This is a genomic window from Pokkaliibacter sp. CJK22405, assembly GCF_046614695.1.
Lineage (GTDB): Bacteria > Pseudomonadota > Gammaproteobacteria > Pseudomonadales > Balneatricaceae > Pokkaliibacter.
The window spans coordinates 12,681-29,726 of the sequence record NZ_JBKKHQ010000004.1; the positions used below are offsets into that span (position 1 = coordinate 12,681).

General features: G+C 49.9%; 16 protein-coding genes. 7 read left to right on the forward strand and 9 right to left on the reverse strand.

Translation table 11 applies throughout. The features are described 5' to 3' along the window. Positions 1-30 precede the first annotated feature (30 nt). From ACKC9G_RS02580 to ACKC9G_RS02600, 5 genes are all read right to left on the reverse strand, one after another. Positions 31-993: a 2-hydroxyacid dehydrogenase gene (locus tag ACKC9G_RS02580; protein ID WP_411403376.1), complete on the reverse strand. Its 963-nt coding sequence runs from the start codon at positions 991-993 to the stop codon at positions 31-33. 65 nt (positions 994-1,058) lie between these two features. Next, complete coding sequence (locus tag ACKC9G_RS02585) at positions 1,059-1,931, reverse strand: NAD-dependent protein deacetylase (protein ID WP_411403377.1); 873 nt, start codon at positions 1,929-1,931, stop codon at positions 1,059-1,061. 21 nt (positions 1,932-1,952) lie between these two features. Next, positions 1,953-2,636, reverse strand: a complete 684-nt coding sequence (gene dnaQ / locus ACKC9G_RS02590) for a DNA polymerase III subunit epsilon (protein WP_411403378.1) — start codon at positions 2,634-2,636, stop codon at positions 1,953-1,955. A gap of 12 nt (positions 2,637-2,648) precedes the next feature. Then, the gene (rnhA, locus tag ACKC9G_RS02595) at positions 2,649-3,110 is read right to left on the reverse strand and encodes a ribonuclease HI (protein ID WP_411403379.1); all 462 of its coding nucleotides are present in this window, start codon (positions 3,108-3,110) and stop codon (positions 2,649-2,651) included. Continuing rightward, complete coding sequence (locus ACKC9G_RS02600; RefSeq protein ID WP_411403380.1) at positions 3,107-3,856, reverse strand: class I SAM-dependent methyltransferase; 750 nt, start codon at positions 3,854-3,856, stop codon at positions 3,107-3,109. The genes rnhA and ACKC9G_RS02600 overlap by 4 nt, the downstream gene beginning before the upstream one ends. 113 nt (positions 3,857-3,969) lie before the next feature. On the opposite strand from ACKC9G_RS02600, the gene gloB reads away from it, so the two are divergent. The 7 genes from gloB to dusA all read left to right on the forward strand — a co-directional run bounded on the left by gloB (position 3,970) and on the right by dusA (position 13,354). Further along, a complete protein-coding gene (gene gloB, locus ACKC9G_RS02605) occupies positions 3,970-4,773 on the forward strand; it encodes a hydroxyacylglutathione hydrolase (protein ID WP_411403381.1) in 804 nt (267 codons plus the stop codon). Positions 4,774-4,985: 212 nt separating this feature from the next. After that, positions 4,986-6,587, forward strand: a complete 1,602-nt coding sequence (locus ACKC9G_RS02610) for a LysM peptidoglycan-binding domain-containing protein (protein ID WP_411403382.1) — start codon at positions 4,986-4,988, stop codon at positions 6,585-6,587. Between the two features lie 111 nt (positions 6,588-6,698). Beyond that, positions 6,699-8,561, forward strand: a complete 1,863-nt coding sequence (locus tag ACKC9G_RS02615) for an extracellular solute-binding protein (RefSeq protein ID WP_411403383.1) — start codon at positions 6,699-6,701, stop codon at positions 8,559-8,561. Positions 8,562-8,563: 2 nt separating this feature from the next. Continuing rightward, positions 8,564-9,634, forward strand: coding sequence for a microcin C ABC transporter permease YejB (locus ACKC9G_RS02620; RefSeq protein WP_411403384.1), 1,071 nt, complete (start codon positions 8,564-8,566; stop codon positions 9,632-9,634). Between the two features lie 8 nt (positions 9,635-9,642). Further along, on the forward strand, positions 9,643-10,680 hold the full coding sequence (locus ACKC9G_RS02625; protein WP_411403385.1) for an ABC transporter permease: 1,038 nt from the start codon (positions 9,643-9,645) through the stop codon (positions 10,678-10,680). Then, positions 10,677-12,263: an ABC transporter ATP-binding protein gene (locus ACKC9G_RS02630; RefSeq protein WP_411403386.1), complete on the forward strand. Its 1,587-nt coding sequence runs from the start codon at positions 10,677-10,679 to the stop codon at positions 12,261-12,263. The genes ACKC9G_RS02625 and ACKC9G_RS02630 overlap by 4 nt, the downstream gene beginning before the upstream one ends. A 77-nt stretch (positions 12,264-12,340) precedes the next feature. Then, positions 12,341-13,354, forward strand: a complete 1,014-nt coding sequence (dusA, locus tag ACKC9G_RS02635) for a tRNA dihydrouridine(20/20a) synthase DusA (protein WP_411403387.1) — start codon at positions 12,341-12,343, stop codon at positions 13,352-13,354. Here the strand turns inward: dusA and ACKC9G_RS02640 are convergent. From ACKC9G_RS02640 to ACKC9G_RS02655, 4 genes are all read right to left on the reverse strand, one after another. Then, entirely contained in the window at positions 13,351-13,833 is a 483-nt protein-coding gene (locus ACKC9G_RS02640) for an STAS domain-containing protein (RefSeq protein WP_411403388.1), read from the reverse strand. The two genes, dusA and ACKC9G_RS02640, sit on opposite strands and share 4 nt — an antisense overlap. A gap of 1 nt (position 13,834) precedes the next feature. Further along, positions 13,835-15,007: a SpoIIE family protein phosphatase gene (locus tag ACKC9G_RS02645; RefSeq protein ID WP_411403389.1), complete on the reverse strand. Its 1,173-nt coding sequence runs from the start codon at positions 15,005-15,007 to the stop codon at positions 13,835-13,837. A 36-nt stretch (positions 15,008-15,043) separates the two neighbouring features. Beyond that, positions 15,044-15,778, reverse strand: coding sequence for a VacJ family lipoprotein (locus ACKC9G_RS02650; protein WP_411403390.1), 735 nt, complete (start codon positions 15,776-15,778; stop codon positions 15,044-15,046). Between the two features lie 108 nt (positions 15,779-15,886). Continuing rightward, a complete protein-coding gene (locus ACKC9G_RS02655) occupies positions 15,887-16,825 on the reverse strand; it encodes a porin (protein WP_411403391.1) in 939 nt (312 codons plus the stop codon). Positions 16,826-17,046: the final 221 nt, after the last annotated feature.

A 17,046-nucleotide genomic window follows, 5' to 3' on the forward strand; every position in this document is an offset into this window, starting at 1 on the left:
GCCTGGTCACTCACAGCTCCGCAGCAACCGTTAAATCACTCGATATTTGAGCTCTTTACCACCCTTCCACGCTGTCAGATTGTGGGCAAGCTGGTCAATCATTCGTTGGCGAGACTGCACACTGGCCCATGCATTGTGTGGGGTGACAATCAGATTATCCAATGGTTGATCCAGCAGAATATTGCCTTCGCGTGGCGGCTCTGTGGTCAACACGTCGGTGGCGGCACCGGCGATAATGCCGTGGCTCAGGGCAAAGTGCAGCGCCTCTTCATTCACGACGCCACCGCGGGCGGTATTCACCAGTAAAGCGCGGGTTTTCATCAATCCAAGACGACGCTTATCGATCAGGTCACGTGTATCATCATTGAGCGGACAATGAAGGCTTAGAATATCCACCTTTGGAAGCAGTTCATCCAACGCCAAACGCCCCTCTCGCACCGTTTGCCCCGGCCGCCCAGCTATCAGAACTTTCATGCCGAAAGCTTCAGCCAGTTTGGCGACCGCCTGCCCCAGCTCACCATAACCGACAATACCGAGGGTTTTGCCGGTAAGTTCTTCGATGGGATAATCCGCAAGGCAGAACATGCTGCTCTTTTGCCACTGGCCCTCTGCGATATCCGCCTGATACCAGGTAAATCGTGTTGCCAATACCAGCATCAGCATTAGTGTATGCTGAGCAACGCTCGGCGTGCCGTAACCCTGACAGTTGCAGACCTGAATCCCCAGCTCTTTCGCCGCCAGCAAATCGACATTGTTGGTTCCGGTTGCTGAAATCAGGATGACTTTTAGCTCAGGTAACGCCCTCAATGTCTCAGCCGTCAAAACATGCTTGTTAACAATGGCGACCTGTACGCCCTCAAGCCGTTCAAGCGTTTTTTCACCTGGCGTGGAAGGCCAGCCACGATAATCCACGCCACTCCCGCTAAGCTTGAGCATGTCGAGATCACCGAAATTCAGTGAGGCTTCATCCAGATATACTGCCTTGAGAGTCACAGGCTTTCTCCATGAAAAGTGATAAGGCTCGTCACCTGAAATGGATCAGGTGACCGCTAACAGGCTTATTGGGAATACGGCTGTAAGGAGTACAAGGACTGGGTTAATTGAGCCAACCCTTCGCTGGCACCGACGGTCCAGCGGCTGTGTAGCAGATCATCTGCGCGGGTTTTACCCAGATTAATGGCAAATTGCGGAATCTCCAGTTCGGCTGCGCGTTTACAGAAGCGAAAACTGGAGAACACCATCAGGGATGTGCCAATGGCAAGCACAGCACTGGAGCGCTCCAACGCCTCCATTGCCCGGCGCACGCGTTCTGTGGGCACGACATCACCATAGAAAACAACATCGGGCTTGAGAATACCCTGACACTGCGGGCATGACATGCACTTAAAATCAGAGAAATCGGCCAGTTCAAGATCGGCATCCCCATCAGGCGCGACTTCGGCATCCAGCTGCGCAAAGAAAGGATTCCATTCACGCAGCACCTGATGATGCTCATCACGCTCAATGCGAAAATCGCAGTTCATACAGCGAATCCACTGCGAGCGACCGTGAAGGTCGATCACTTCCGCACTTCCGGCCTTTTGATGCAAGCCGTCCACATTTTGCGTGACCAGTTCACTGATCCAGCCCCGCAGCTCCCAGTCAGCAAGCAGTCGATGCGCCTGATTGGGCTGCGCTTTAGACATCACCGGCCAGCCGATCAGGCTGCGCGCCCAGAAACGCTGACGCACCGCCAACTGCTCCATAAACTCCCGATGCTGAACCGGCATACTCCGCTTCCATTGGCCCTCATGATCGCGGTAATCGGGAATGCCGGAATCCGTGCTAATACCTGCTCCGGTAATCACAAAGACACCTTTGCCTTGCACCTGGCCCTTTTCAAGCGTGGTGATTAATGCCTCAGGAAGCCGATCAGTAATCTGCAAGGTCATAGGCATTGTCCCAAAGATGAATTACCAGGCATCAGCACTCTGGCCAATTTTCTCGATATAAGCGCGATGAACTTCGAGTTCTTCCGGCTTGGCGGCAAAAACAGGGATTGATCCTTTGCGTGTTACACTACGAACGCTGAGATCATTCTCTTCATCCTCACTGTCACCGCCGAGCTTTAGACTCGTCTGACCACCGGTCATCAGTAGATAAACTTCGGCGAGGATCTCCGAGTCAAGCAAAGCGCCGTGATAGGTTCGGCCCGAGTTATCGACACCCAAGCGGCGGCAGAGGGCATCCAGGTTATTCTTCTGTCCCGGATACATGTGCCGGGCCATCGCCAACGAGTCAGTGATCAGGCAACGGTCTTCGATACGTCCCAACCCCGGATCAAGCCGATTCATCTCGTGGTTAAGAAAGCCCACGTCGAACGGAGCGTTATGGATGATCAGTTCTGCGCCATCAACAAACTCGAGAAAGTCTTTAACAACCGCTGCGAACAGAGGCTTGTCTTTCAGAAAGTCATCAGTAATACCGTGAACAGCAACGGCTTCCGGATCGACCTCACGCTCCGGGTTGATATAGACGTGAAAGGTACGCTTGGTGAACTTGCGATCCACCATTTCAACACAACCGATTTCAACCAGTCGGTGCCCCTGCTGAGGATCGATACCGGTCGTTTCGGTATCAAGAATAATCTGCCTCATGTCACTGTCTCCTTAGGCACCTTGCCGCGCCTGAGCTTCTTCAAGCCCCTGATTCGCCAGCTGATCAGCCAATTCATTTCCTTCGTGCCCTGCATGACCTTTTACCCAACACCAGTTCACGGCATGGCGCTGGTTCTGCTCATCCAGAAGCATCCATAAATCTTTATTTTTCACCGGTGCCTTCGAGGCGGTTCTCCAGCCCTTGGCTTTCCAGCCTTTAAGCCAGCTATCAATGCCTTGCTGTACATAGCGAGAGTCGGTGTACAAATCCACAGCGCAGGGTCGCTTTAGCGCTTTAAGGCCTTCGATCGCTGCCATTAACTCCATACGGTTATTCGTCGTTTCTGGCTCACCACCACACAGACGCTTTTCCGCGCCTTTATAGCGCATTAACACCCCCCAACCACCTGGGCCAGGATTTCCACGACACGCGCCGTCGGTATAAAGGACGACTCGCTGATCATTGTCTGTCACGACGGATCCTTGTGCTGGTTTTGCTGAGTTTTCAATTTTCGTTTTTCGCTCGACGCAGGAACACGCATGCTCGGCCGGGCGACAGAAACAGGTAGAAGTGGGCGCATTTTCCAACTGGGCTTTAGCGGTGTCATGCTACTGACCTCTTTACAGGCAACAGTCACTGTAAAAACGCCCAGCCATTCGGCCAAAGACTGCTTAAGGTTTCCCCAACCTGTTGCGCTGGCCGGCGTCACAAAGTGACTCTCGGTATGCTCAACCCGACAGGATAAGAGCGCCAGCCAGTCATGCAGGCGACGCGATGACATAAAGGGCCAGCGTTTTCCCTGCTGCCAGTTCGCTGGATGATAGGTCACTATCACAATATGCCCCGAGGGCAAGAGTGTACGAATACACTCCCGCAGAATCTGATGAGGCTGCTTGCCGAAATCCAGAACATGGTGAAGCACAATCACATCCAGCGCTCCTTCGGCGAAGGGTAGCGCATCAGCAGACATCACAAAGCTTTGATCCTGTCCGGCCAGAGGCTGTATTAATTCAGCACTGAAACGATGTTTGATGGTGCTTTCTCTGGAGAGCGCCAACCTGCCCGTCGGACTCATTGTCAGGAGGTGGTAGCCAAAAAGTCCGGGCATCAGGCGATCAAGGGCCGATTGCTCAGCATCGATAAGCTGTTTGCCTGCAGCAGATTCCAGCCAACTCAGCCATTTTTCAGTGACTGGTCTGAACGCTTGATACTCCGACAAACCCTGCTCTCCTGTATTCAAACCGGGCAAAGACCAGAACGGATATAAGGGCCTGACTTGCACACGCCCCCGGAACCGGGGCTATCATAGCAAAAAACCCAAGGGAGAGACTCATGCAACCCATCGTGCCTGTTTCAGCTTTTAACGATAACTACATCTGGGTGTGGAATGAAGGCTCATCCAATCAGGCCGTGGTTGTCGATCCGGGCGATGCGGCCCCGGTGATTGCTTATCTCGAAAAGCAGGGCCTGACTTTACATGCCATTCTCATTACTCATCATCATAATGACCATACCGGCGGTATTGATGATCTCTTGGCTCTGGCAACAAAGCACGGCTGGCAGGTACCGGTATTCGGTCCGAAGAACTCACGTATCACTCAAATCACCGATGCCTTAAGTGAAGGGGAAAGCATTCAGATTTTTGATCAGCGTGTGGAAGTCATCAATCTGCCGGGCCACACCCTAGATCACATCGGCTTTTATTGTGCCGATCAGGAAGCACTCTTTTGTGGCGATACTCTTTTCCGCGCTGGCTGCGGACGCCTTTTTGAAGGTTCGCCTGAACAAATGTTCCAGTCCCTTGCCCGTTTGATGGAGCTCCCCGCCGATACCAAGGTATTTGCCGCTCATGAATACACCCTTAGCAACCTTGCTTTTGCTCAAGCTGCCGAACCGGAGAACCTCGCAGTAAAAGCCGCGGTGGAACACGATAAAGCCAAACGCGAAAACAACATGCCTACTCTTCCCAGCACGCTGTCGCAGGAGCGCGAAATCAATCCTTTTTTACGCACAACAAGTCCGTCACTAATCACCACAGTGCAACAAGAGGCGGAACGCCTCGGCAATATGGACCACCTACCTTCAACGGCGGTTGAGGTTTTTGCGTTTCTTCGTGAATGGAAGAATCGCTTCTGAACACTTTTTAACCAATTAAACTTGACCGCGGATTCACACATTCTTACAATCCGCCGGCTATTGCATACCGCGCTCACTCAAAGTGAGCGTTGCTTCATCTGGTGCTAAGTCATGGAAGTGTGCCGGAAACACGTTTTACCCAGGAGGTTCACTTGCTGCGCTATACACCTACGTCGTTATCTGATGCATCCTGTAAACAGAAAAGGACCTTGATGCGACGGGTCTGTACAGCCTTTGGCACTACCAGCCTGACTCTTCTTCTTACTGCTTGTCAGCAGCACGTTCCTCAGAAAGCCCAAGCCAGTGAACTGGTCGGCGCAGATAAACCCTACGTTTCAAAGAAATCGTCTCTTAATTACGGTATCGGCAATGCAAATCAGGCGACAGGTTCTATTGACCAACAGTCTGAAGATATCAGTGCAAACGATGAAGAAGACAGCAACCTCTGGGGTATCACGCGTGAAAACCTTGAGCTGAAGCGTTTTTATAACAACCCTCGAGTGCTGGAGCAGCGCGAGTGGTATCAGCATTACACTGCCTATATTGAGAAAACCAGCGAGCAGGCAGCTCCTTTCTATTATCACGTGCTGAGCCAGGTGCTGGCTCGCGGCATGCCTAGCGAGATTGCACTGCTGCCCTTTATCGAGAGTGCCTACAATCCTCTCGCGGTTTCCCCAAGCAATGCCACCGGTCCCTGGCAGTTTGTCTCTGGGACAGCCGAGCATCTGGGAATGAAGCGCAACTCCTGGTATGACGCTCGTCGCGATATTCTGGACTCCACTCAAGCTGCACTAAACTATCTTCAGGTACTGTCTGACCGCTACAACGGTGACTGGCTGCTGGCACTGGCGGCTTATAATGCCGGTGAGGGTACTATCGATAACGCCATTGCCAGCAATAGCAGCAAAGGTGAAGGCACGGATTACTGGTCATTGCACTTACGCCAGGAAACCGAGCAGTATGTCCCTCGATTACTGGCCCTGGCGAGCCTGATCAACCATCCGCAAAAATATGATATTGCGTTGCCAGAACTCAGTAACACGCCCTACTTCGCGATCGTCAAAACTTCTGGCCAGATTGACCTCAAAACAGCTGCCAACCTGGCCGGCATCCCTTGGTCAGAGATCAAGGCGCTGAATCCTGGCTACACCTCTAACGTTACTGCTCCGAAAGGTGAAGGCCCTGGCCGCCTTATTGTTCCGGTGGATGCTGCTGAGCCATTGCGTATTGGCCTAAGCACCCTGCCGCGCGACCAGCGCCTCAACTGGTCTCATTACATTGTGCGTCGTGGCGATAACCTGGGCGCGATTGCCTCAAACTACAACACGTCCGTTAAGGCATTAAGGGACGTCAATAACCTGAGCTCCAACTTACTGCATGTCGGCGATCAGCTGATGATTCCAGGCACTAGCGGCAACTCTGCAGGCTTGATTGCCAGCGCTGCCACCAGCAGCTCATCAGTGACGAAATATCGTGTCAAAGCGGGCGATAATCTCTCAACTATTGCTGATAAGCACGGCACCAGCGTTGCGGATCTGGCCAAGCTTAATAAGCTCAATCCTAAAGCACCGCTGAAGATAGGACAGACGCTCAATCTGAAAGCTCTGCGCAGTGATACCGCTTTGGCCAAAGTGAATTATCGAGTGAAATCCGGCGACTCATTATCAGTGATTGCTGAACAGTACAAAGTCAGTATTCAGGCACTCAAAAGCTGGAATGGTCTCAAATCCCAGAGTATCCGTGTTGGCCAGAGCCTGACTATTTACCCAAGTGAAACAGCCAGCAATACTGGCGCTGACGGTAACGACAGCTAATTTTCCTTCATTTTTACTGCGCCCGACCCGTTTCAGGCTGAAACGTGATCTGACTGGTCGGGCCTTTAAAAACTCGTTAAGGTATTCCCGAATCAGGATGATGGGTGCCTTATGGCGTTGGCGACGAAAGTAACTCGACTTTGCGCATTCAGCAGCGGCTGGATCGCTTCCTCTCTGGGCATCATTGCCACTTCTTTTTTTGCCACCTCATCAGTACAGGCTGCTCCCGCTGTTGATGTTTCATCGTATGCAGCCTGGGCAATGTACGGTGATCCAAAATATCCGCCGGGTTTCACCCACTTTGACTACACCAACCCTAATGCGCCTGTCGGCGGGACCCTCAAACAGTCCTCTATGGGTACGTTTGACAGCCTCAATCCCTATATTTCAAAAGGCACCGTCGCGGAAGGTTCAGGGCTACTCTATGACACTCTGGCTGTTCACTCTCAGGATGAAACCTCAACCATTTACGGCCTGATAGCCAACCGTATCAACGTCGCCCCTGATCGAACCTGGGTAGAGTTTGGCATTAACCCTAAGGCCCGTTTTCAGGATGGCACGCCCATCACGGCAGAAGATGTGAAGTTTTCCTTCGAAACCCTCACCAAGCAAGGCGCTCCGCTTTACGCGCTGTATTACGCGGATGTTACCAAAGTGAGCCTGCCAGACAGCATGACCATTCGCTTTGAGTTCAAGAATGGTAATAATCGTGAACTACCAATGATCCTCGCGGGCCTGCCAGTCTTTCCCGAGCACTATTGGAAGAAGCATGACTTCACCAAAGCGGATCTGACACCTCCTGTCGGCTCAGGCCCCTACAAGATAGAAAAAATCGTCCCGGGCAGAAGTATTCAATATGTTCGTGATGATAATTATTGGGCATGGGATCTTCCCGTCATGCAAGGTCGACACAACTTCGAGCACATGGACTATGAGTATTACCGTGATGGCGATGTCGCTCTTGAGGCTTTTAAAGCCGGCGAGTTTGACCTGAGGATTGAACGCTCCGCTTCACGCTGGGTGACGCGTTATGACATCCCTGCCGTCAAAGATGGCCGCATTCTCAAGCTCTCGATCCCCGACCATACGCCTTCCGGCATGCAAGGCTTCATCTACAACCTGAGGAAACCACTTTTCCAAAACCCTGAAGTCCGCGAAGCGCTGGCCTATGCCTATGACTTTGAGTGGGCTAACAAGAATCTTTCCTACGGCGAGCTAACTCGCACACGCAGCTACTTCCAGAACTCGCCCATGGCGAGCCACGGCACTCCCGATCCGATTGAGCTTTCACTACTGGATCCGTTAAAGAGTGAACTTCCACAGCGTGTATTTACTGAAGAGTACAATCCGCCCGCCACTGATGGCTCAGGCAATATTCGCCCTCAACTACGCCAAGCACTCCGGATACTCAAAAAAGGAGGCTGGGAAATTCACGGTAACGTACTGCGTAATGTCAAAAACGGCGAGCCCATGCGCTTTGAATTGCTGATTTACTCTGACCCTGGCATGGAAAGAACCGTACTCCCCTTTGTTAGAAACCTTCGCCGTATTGGCATTGATATCAGTATTCGTCGCGTTGATATCACTCAATACATCAATCGTGTCCGCCAGTTTGATTACGACATGATTGTCGGCGTGATCCCCATGTCCAACTCCCCTGGTAACGAACTGCGCGATTACTTCAACTCTGCCAATGCCAATACGCCAGATTCCTCTAATCTGGCGGGAATTCAAAACCCGGCAGTAGACTCGCTGGTGGAGTCGATTATTAACGCCCCTGACAAACCACACTTTGTCGCTGCCTGCCAGGCACTGGACCGCACCTTGTTATGGAATTTCTATCTCATTCCACAGTTCACTATTGCCGACCATCATGTGGCCATCTGGAACAAGTTTGGCCGCCCAACACCTCCGCCCTACTCTATCGGCGTTGATACCTGGTGGTCTAAAGCCGCCGAAAAAGGGGAGCAATAGTCATGGCCGCTTATATCTTTCGACGCCTGCTCCTGATGATCCCTACATTGTTCGGGATTCTGCTACTGAACTTCATCATTATTCAGGCAGCCCCCGGCGGCCCGGTTGAGCGCGCTATCGCCCAGCTACAAGGGATTAATGCCAATGGCAATCGATTAGCCTCTGATGGCAGCAGCGTGATGAATACACATCAGGAAGGAAGAAGCGCACGGGGGCTGGACCCGGAGCTGATTAAGCGGATAGAGGCGCAGTACGGCTTTGATAAGCCGCCAGTGGAGCGTTTTTGGCTGATGATCAAACAGTATGCCCGGCTCGACTTTGGCACCAGTTTTTACTCAGACAAAACAGTGTGGCAGCTAATTAAGGAAAAGCTTCCCGTCTCTATATCTATCGGGCTTTGGACTACGCTGATCACTTATCTGGTATCAATCCCACTTGGTATACGCAAGGCGGTACATCACGGCAGTCGCTTTGATGTCTGGTCGAGTACAGCAATTACCCTCGGTTACGCGATTCCTAATTTCCTGTTTGCCATACTGCTGATCGTGCTTTTCGCTGGTGGAACCTACTTTGACTGGTTTCCACTTCGAGGCCTCACCTCAACAGACTTCGATCAGCTAAGTGCCTGGGGAAAGGTCAAGGACTATCTCTGGCATATCACCCTACCAGTACTGGCATCCGTCATTTCCAGCTTTGCCACTATGACAATGCTGACCAAGAACAGTTTTCTGGATGAAATCCATAAACAATATGTCATGACAGCCCGAGCCAAAGGCGCTTCAGAAAAACGAGTGCTTTATGGGCACGTATTCCGTAATGCCATGCTTCTCGTCATCGCAGGCCTGCCAGCGGCACTAATCGGTATTTTCTTTACCGGCTCCATGCTGGTTGAAGTCATCTTCTCTCTGGACGGTTTGGGTTTACTCGGCTTTGAATCCGTTATGAACCGGGACTATCCCGTAGTATTTGGAACCCTGTTTATTTTCACGCTCATTGGTTTGGTGCTGAAATTACTCAGCGACATCACCTACGTGCTGATTGATCCGCGCATCGACTTTGAGAGCCGCAACTAATGAGATTCATGCCCTCGATCAAAAAGCTCTCGCCCATTAATCAGCGTAGGTTACAGATTTTCTGCAGTCATCGCCGTGGTTTCTGGTCCTTCTGGCTACTGCTAGTCCTTTTTATTCTTAGCCTCGGGGCAGAGTTGATTGCGAACGACAAACCGCTGATTGCGCGATATCAAGACGAGTTCTACTTCCCGCTTTGGCACAACTATTCAGAGCTAACCTTTGATGGTGAGTTCGATATGTACGCCGACTACAAAGATCCGTTTATCGCCAAAAAGATTAACGATAACGGCTGGATGGTGTGGCCACCAATACGCTTTAGCTACGATACGATCAATTATGATTTGCCTACACCAGCGCCTTCCCCACCCTCGGCAACAGACTGGCTTGGAACCGATGATCAAGGGCGCGACGTACTCGCTCGCGTGATTTATGGCTTCAGAATCTCGATGCTCTTTGCTCTGATTCTGACCATAGCCTCTTCTGTCATTGGCGTGATTGCTGGTGCATTACAGGGTTTTTATGGCGGGAAGACTGACCTGATTATGCAACGCTTTATCGAGATCTGGTCCGGTCTCCCTGTACTTTTCCTACTCATTATTCTCAGCAATATGGTTCAGCCTAACTTTTGGTGGCTACTAGGGATCATGCTGCTGTTCTCCTGGATGAGTTTAGTTGATGTTGTCCGCGCCGAATTTTTACGTAGCAGAAATCTCGAATATGTACGCGCAGCCAAAGCATTAGGGATGAGCAATAAACGCATTATGTTCAAACACATGCTGCCTAACGCCATGGTCGCGACACTGACCTTCATGCCCTTTATCTTTAACGGCAGCCTGGTCACTCTCACCTCGCTGGACTTTCTCGGTTTTGGTCTGCCCGTCGGCTCACCTTCTCTGGGTGAATTACTGGAACAGGGCAAAAATAACCTACAAGCCCCATGGCTTGGCATATCAGCCTTTGTCGTACTTTCACTCATGCTCACGTTACTGATCTTCATTGGAGAAGCGGTTCGTGATGCCTTCGATCCCAGGAGCACCTTTCGATGAGCATGAATGAACCACTGATCACCATCAGGGATCTCAGCATCCGTGTTAAAAATGAGACCCTGGTCGACAATCTGAGTCTGAGCATCCAATCCGGTGAGATTCTGGCACTTGTGGGAGAGTCTGGCTCAGGCAAATCGCTTACAGCGCAAGCCTTGATGGGCTTACTGCCACAGCATACGTTTTCTCTTCAAGCAGCAGAGATATCACTTCACAGTGAATCACTTCTTAACTTGAACGAGCGGCGCTGGCGCCAAGTTCGCGGACAGGAAATGGCGATGATATTTCAGGAGCCCATGACTTCGCTAAACCCGCTACATACGGTTGAGAAGCAGATCAGTGAGATCCTAAGCCTTCATCGTGGTCTGCCCAAGGCAGAACAAAAGAGTCGGATTATCGAACTGCTGAACTGGGTCAAACTTCCTGAGCCCGAGATGCTAATGAAGCGCTTCCCTCATGAACTCTCGGGCGGACAGCGCCAAAGGGTCATGATTGCCATGGCTTTGGCGAATGAGCCCAAACTCTTGATTGCGGATGAGCCAACAACCGCTCTTGATGTCACTGTCCAGAAGCAGATTCTGGATCTGCTGCTAGAACTCAGAGAGCGCTTGGGCATGGCAATCTTGCTGATCACACATGATCTGGGTGTGGTAAAGCATTATTCCGATCGCGTATGCGTTCTGTTTCAGGGAAAACATCAGGAAACAGCGAACACGGAATTTCTCTTTAGTTATCCGGAAACGGAATACACCAAGAGACTATTATCTGCCCAACCAGAAGGAAAACCCTTCCGGATCAAAGATGATGCAGCAGTATTGCTGGAGGGTGACAATATTCAGGTTGAATTTGTTAGGCAGCGAAAACTATTTGGCAGGAGCACTAAGTTTGCAGCGTTAAAAGGTATAGACCTTTCCCTGCGAAAAGGCGAAACCCTGGGTATTGTAGGAGAATCCGGATCAGGCAAGACAACCCTGGGCCTAGCCATTATGCGCTTAATCAAAGCCCGTGGAGAGCTGACACTTCAAGGCAAAAATATTCTTGCTCTGAGCCAGAAGCAGTTCTTACCTTATCGCTCACAACTACAAATGGTATTTCAGGATCCCTACGGCAGTCTTAGCCCTCGCTTAAGTGTTGGCGAGATCATTGCTGAGGGGCTGGATATTCATAACCCGCTTCACCCAACTGCACGTGCTCAAGCCATTCAGTCAGCATTGCATGATGTTGGCTTACCTTCGAACACTGAGCATCGCTACCCTCACGAACTTTCAGGCGGCCAGCGTCAGCGTGTCAGCATCGCTCGCGCTTTGGTACTCAAGCCAGAAATTCTGGTTCTAGATGAGCCGACCTCAGCTCTCGACAGAACAGTCCAACAGCAAATTATTGAGTTATTAAGATCACTACAGCAGAAGTATCGGCTGAGTTATCTGTTCATCAGCCATGACCTAGCAGTGGTAAAAGCACTTAGCCACAGAATACTTGTCATGCACCAAGGGGCAGTTATCGAAGCCGGGGACTGCGAGAACATCTTTATCCGGCCCCAAAAGGAATATACTCGGGAGCTTCTGGCAGCGGCCTTTCACTCGTAAGTGGACATGGCTGAGATCATTTCCAGGTGCCTGTGGTAACATGTGCAGTTTACAGCCGCCTGATTTATTGATGTCGTATGTCGATACCTGCACCTTTTTTTCCAGACCAGCCTAATCGCCGTTTTTCTATCGCCCCCATGATGGATTGGACGGATAAACACTACCGCACCTTTGCCCGTCACTTAACCAGACATACTCTGCTCTACACTGAGATGGTGACAACAGGTGCAATACTTCATGGCGATGCAGAACGCCATCTGTCATTCAACGCTCCCTTTGAACATCCGATTGCAGTTCAGCTTGGCGGGAGTAATCCTAATGAGCTCGCTAAAGCGGCGAAGCTTTGCGAAGCCTATGGCTACGATGAAATCAATCTTAATGTTGGCTGCCCAAGCGATCGTGTCCAAAACAATATGATCGGCGCTTGCCTGATGGCTCATCCTGAGCTGGTAGCGGAGTGCGTAGCCGCAATGAAATCAGCGACCTCTCTTCCGGTTACCGTAAAGCACCGTATAGGAATTGACGACCAGGATAGCTATGACTTTCTTGTTCGCTTTGTCGATATCGTTAAAAGTGCCGGATGCAGCACTTTTATTGCACATGCTCGCAAGGCCATACTTTCGGGCCTTAGCCCAAAAGAAAACAGGGAAATTCCACCACTGGACTACTCTCGTGTCTATCAGCTTAAGAAGGACTTCTCAGACCTTGAGATCATCATTAATGGTGGAATTAAGACGCTTGATGAAGCTGAAGCACACCTTGAGTATGTCGATGGCGTAATGGTGGGGCGAGAAGCATATGGCAATCCCACGATGTTAATGGATGTGGATCGTAGGCTATTTAACGGCCAGAACCCTTCATCCGAAATGTGGGCGGTATTGGAAGAATATACAGCTTATGTAGAACGGCATTTAGAGAATGGCGGCAAGCTTAACCATATTACTCGCCATCTATTAGGCGCATTTAATGGCATCCCAGGAGGAAGAAAATTCCGCCGTCATCTGAGTGAAAATGCCACCCGGGCAGGCGCATCTCTAATAACACTTCGCGACGCAATTGCCTTAGTCGAACGCAATCAAGATCAAGCCTAGCAACCTTCAAGACTACTGACCAAATCCTTAAAGGCATCACGGTTCTTATCATTGAGGCTCATCAGTGTACGGTGAGCTTCGATTATAGTATTTCGCACCGTGTCCTCAGAGCCATCAACCATCGGCATCTCCTTCAAGCCTGCCTGTAAACTCTCGCAATCCTTTATGAGCATGAAAACTTTATCAAAACCCATGCTCAGCAAGATTCGCGTGATATCTTCATTGATAGATAAAATTGTGGGCAGTAAATGGTACTGCTGCTGCATCTTGAGAGAAATTTTCGCCAGCAGTCCCAACGAAGTGCTATCGATACCATCAGTCTCAGTCAGATCAATCAATACTGACTTAAAGCCCGGATCTGCAAACATGGCATCAAGAAAATGGTCCAGTGATGCGCATAGCGTCAAACGCACATCTCCCTGAAACTTAAGGACATAAGCCCCATGATGCTCTGCAACAAGAATCTTTCCAGAATGCATACTAATTCTTTCTAACACTGAGGATGGCAATGTCATCAGGCAGCTCTACTGCTGTCAGATCCAGCGCATCAGAAATTGCTTGGGGGTCATGATTCGTATCTCGAACCAGATCCATCAGTTGTTGCTCTTTTTCTTGGAGCCGACCTTCCAACACTTCAAGAATCCCGTCACTAAAAACCGTGACAGAAAACGGCTCATCAGGGTTCAGTGCCAGCTCATGCTCTTCAAAGTGCGGGTCTGGAAAAAGCCCCACAGGCATTCCACCACCACTAAGAAACTGAATGCTATCACCCTGCGACACTAAAGGCAGTGGGTAATGACCACCGATCGAATAACGCAGTACCTGACTCTGGGTATCCAGCACACCAATAAAAATCGTCATGTGTTTACCCAGTGGGGTATCAAGCAGCTCTTGGTTAATTCTCTTTAACATAAGTAGCGGAGATACCGGTCCTTCGACACCATACTTTTTATAATTCTTGATAAAGCGAGCGGACAGATTTTTTAGAAGCACCGTGACAAACGCTGAGGAGGCACCATGACCAGAGATATCAGCCAGATAAAAAATAGTGAGCTGAAGATTAAGAGGAATATAGTCGATGAAGTCTCCGCTTAGATAGAGCGAAGGTATTAGCTGATGAGAGAAGTGAAAGCCATTACTGTCCAGATCAGCTGCTGGAAACATTCTCTGCTGAACATGACGACCTGCTTTCTGATCATTCTCAAGTTCTTTAAGACTGAGCTGAAGCTGGATATTGTTCTCTTCCAAAGCAGCTTTATATGCTTCGTTATCGACCAAAGCCCGATACTTACGGACGTTTTTCTTAATAGAGCGAAATAACGAGGGAAGATCGTACTGCGGCTGAATAAAAAAATCACAGGCACCTGAACGAAGTGCATTCAACACATCCTGCAGAATGGCTGACTGTGCCATCATGATTACAGGCAGGCTAGGAAAAGTTTCGACAAGATAACGTAGTACATCAAGACCCACGCCCTGCTTTAGATTCAAGCTACAAAGAACAACCTTGAAGCTTTGAGCAGACATAATCTCACGCACTTCACCGGGCTTATCTGCCCAGATGACTCGGAGATTTTGCTTTTCCAGATATTCTGCAATCTGCTCAGTAGCAAGATAACGCCCTGCTACAAGCAATACATCGGCATCGCTCATACGATGAAGCTCTCTGGCAGCAGGGTCATAGTCTGATTAAAAGTCAGTATTAAAACTGTCTTGGACATCACCATCATGAACTTCATATTCACGATGCTGAAGATAGGCATTACGTATGTAAAGGTAATCATCACCTTCAATGAGACGCTCTTTACCTAGCAAAGACGCTCTTTTACTTACTACTTTTAGGGCTGACAACCCTAAACGGGTACCGTCATCATTGATCTGCGTTGTAGGACTAACTTGATAGTCAAACACAAGCCCCGCTGAATCACGCAGAGAACTTGGACCAAATAAAGGCAACATCAGATAAGGACCTGACCCGACTCCCCAGTAGCCTAATGTTTGACCGAAATCTTCATCATGCTCAGGGATACCCATAGGCGTAGCCACATCGATTAAGCCAGCCAAACCAAAAGTCGAGTTAAACACAAACCGACTGAAACTTTGCAAACTGTTGTCAATTTTGCACTGCAAAAGATTATTGGCGATATTGGATATTTCTCCAAGATTGTTAAAGAAGTTCCCAATTCCCTTCTCAACAATATCTGGGGTAACAGCATGATACCCTTGAGCAACAGGCTTCAGAAGGTAGGTATCAAGATTTCTGTTAAAGCTGAAGATTACTCGATTGAGTCCTTCCAGCGGATCCTGACTAGACAAGGACTGTGTATAGACCTGGTCTTGCGCTACTCCACTCGGATCAGCTACTGCAGTAGTTGCAGCAATTGAAAGAGTAATAGCTGTAGCTAGTGCTATCTTGGAGGCCACAGGCTTTTCCTTACACGATGAAAAAAGAGGTTACAACCTTAGCCAGTATTAGACCAGATAACAAAAAACCCCGCAACAGCGGGGTTTTTCTATTTCTAAGAAAAATTCTTAGAACTTGATACGGTAACCAACAACTACGTTGTCGTCGTCGTTAGTGCCGTTGTCATCATCATAGATGCCGTATTCAGCATAGATGTCTGCACCGCCGCCCAGGTCGTGGTAAACACCAACCATTGCACGCTGCTCGTCGTTGCTGTCTTTATCAGACTCGCCGTACAGGAAGCCCAGCTTGGTTTTGTCCATAGTGTACTGAACAGCCAGATCCCAGTTGTCTACGTCTTCAGAAGCGTCGTTTTCTGAATGCTCGTAGTAACCAGCGAACAGCAGGTTGTTAACAGTGTAGGACAGACCCAGACCGTAATCGTCCTCAGTGTCGCCGCTTGCATCAGTGCTGTTGTAAGACTGGTAAGCTGCAACTGCAGTCAGACCGTTCGCAGAGTAGTGAACCTGCGCCAGGTAAGAGTCAGCATCGTTGTAGGTATCGCTATCGCCTTCGCCAGTAGCAGACAGACCAACAGCCGCACCGAAACCGTTCATATCAGGAGTTGCGTAAGTGATCGCATTACCCAGACGGAAGGTGCTTGCTTCGTAGATACCGGAGTTGTATTCGAAGATGTCAGCGGTGTAGATGTCAGAGTAAGGGTTGTTCAGACGACCAACGGTAACGGTACCGAAGTCACCTTTAACACCAGCGAACGCCAGACGAACGTGCAGGTCAGCAGCAGGAGCGCCGCTAGCAGCCTGAGACGCAGTGTCGTCCATGCTCTGGTATTCAGTTTCCAATTGGTAGAAAGCGGTCAGGCCGCTGTCCATTTCGGACTCGCCTTTAACGCCCAGACGGTGTCCAGCATTCTGGATTGCTGCATCGTTGCTTTCTTGGAAAACAACACGCTCGTGGATACGACCGTACAGAGTAGCGTCTGCCATGGAGATAGCAGGAGCAGCCAGAGCACCAGCAACAGCCAGAGCAATGATTGACTTCTTCATTCAAATTTCCCCTTCAGTATTAACGTGCTTTGTTAATTTAGTAGTTGCGTTACACACACCCTCGCACAAGATAGTGGATAACGCCTTCCAAATCAAACCATTTACAACAGTATGAGTCAATCCTTCAGCGCTTCAAAATTGACTGAAAGAGACCTACTTTATCGCTGTATCCGGCACACACAAGGAAAGTCAGTAAACTGTCTCTCCGTTGATCCTTTAAA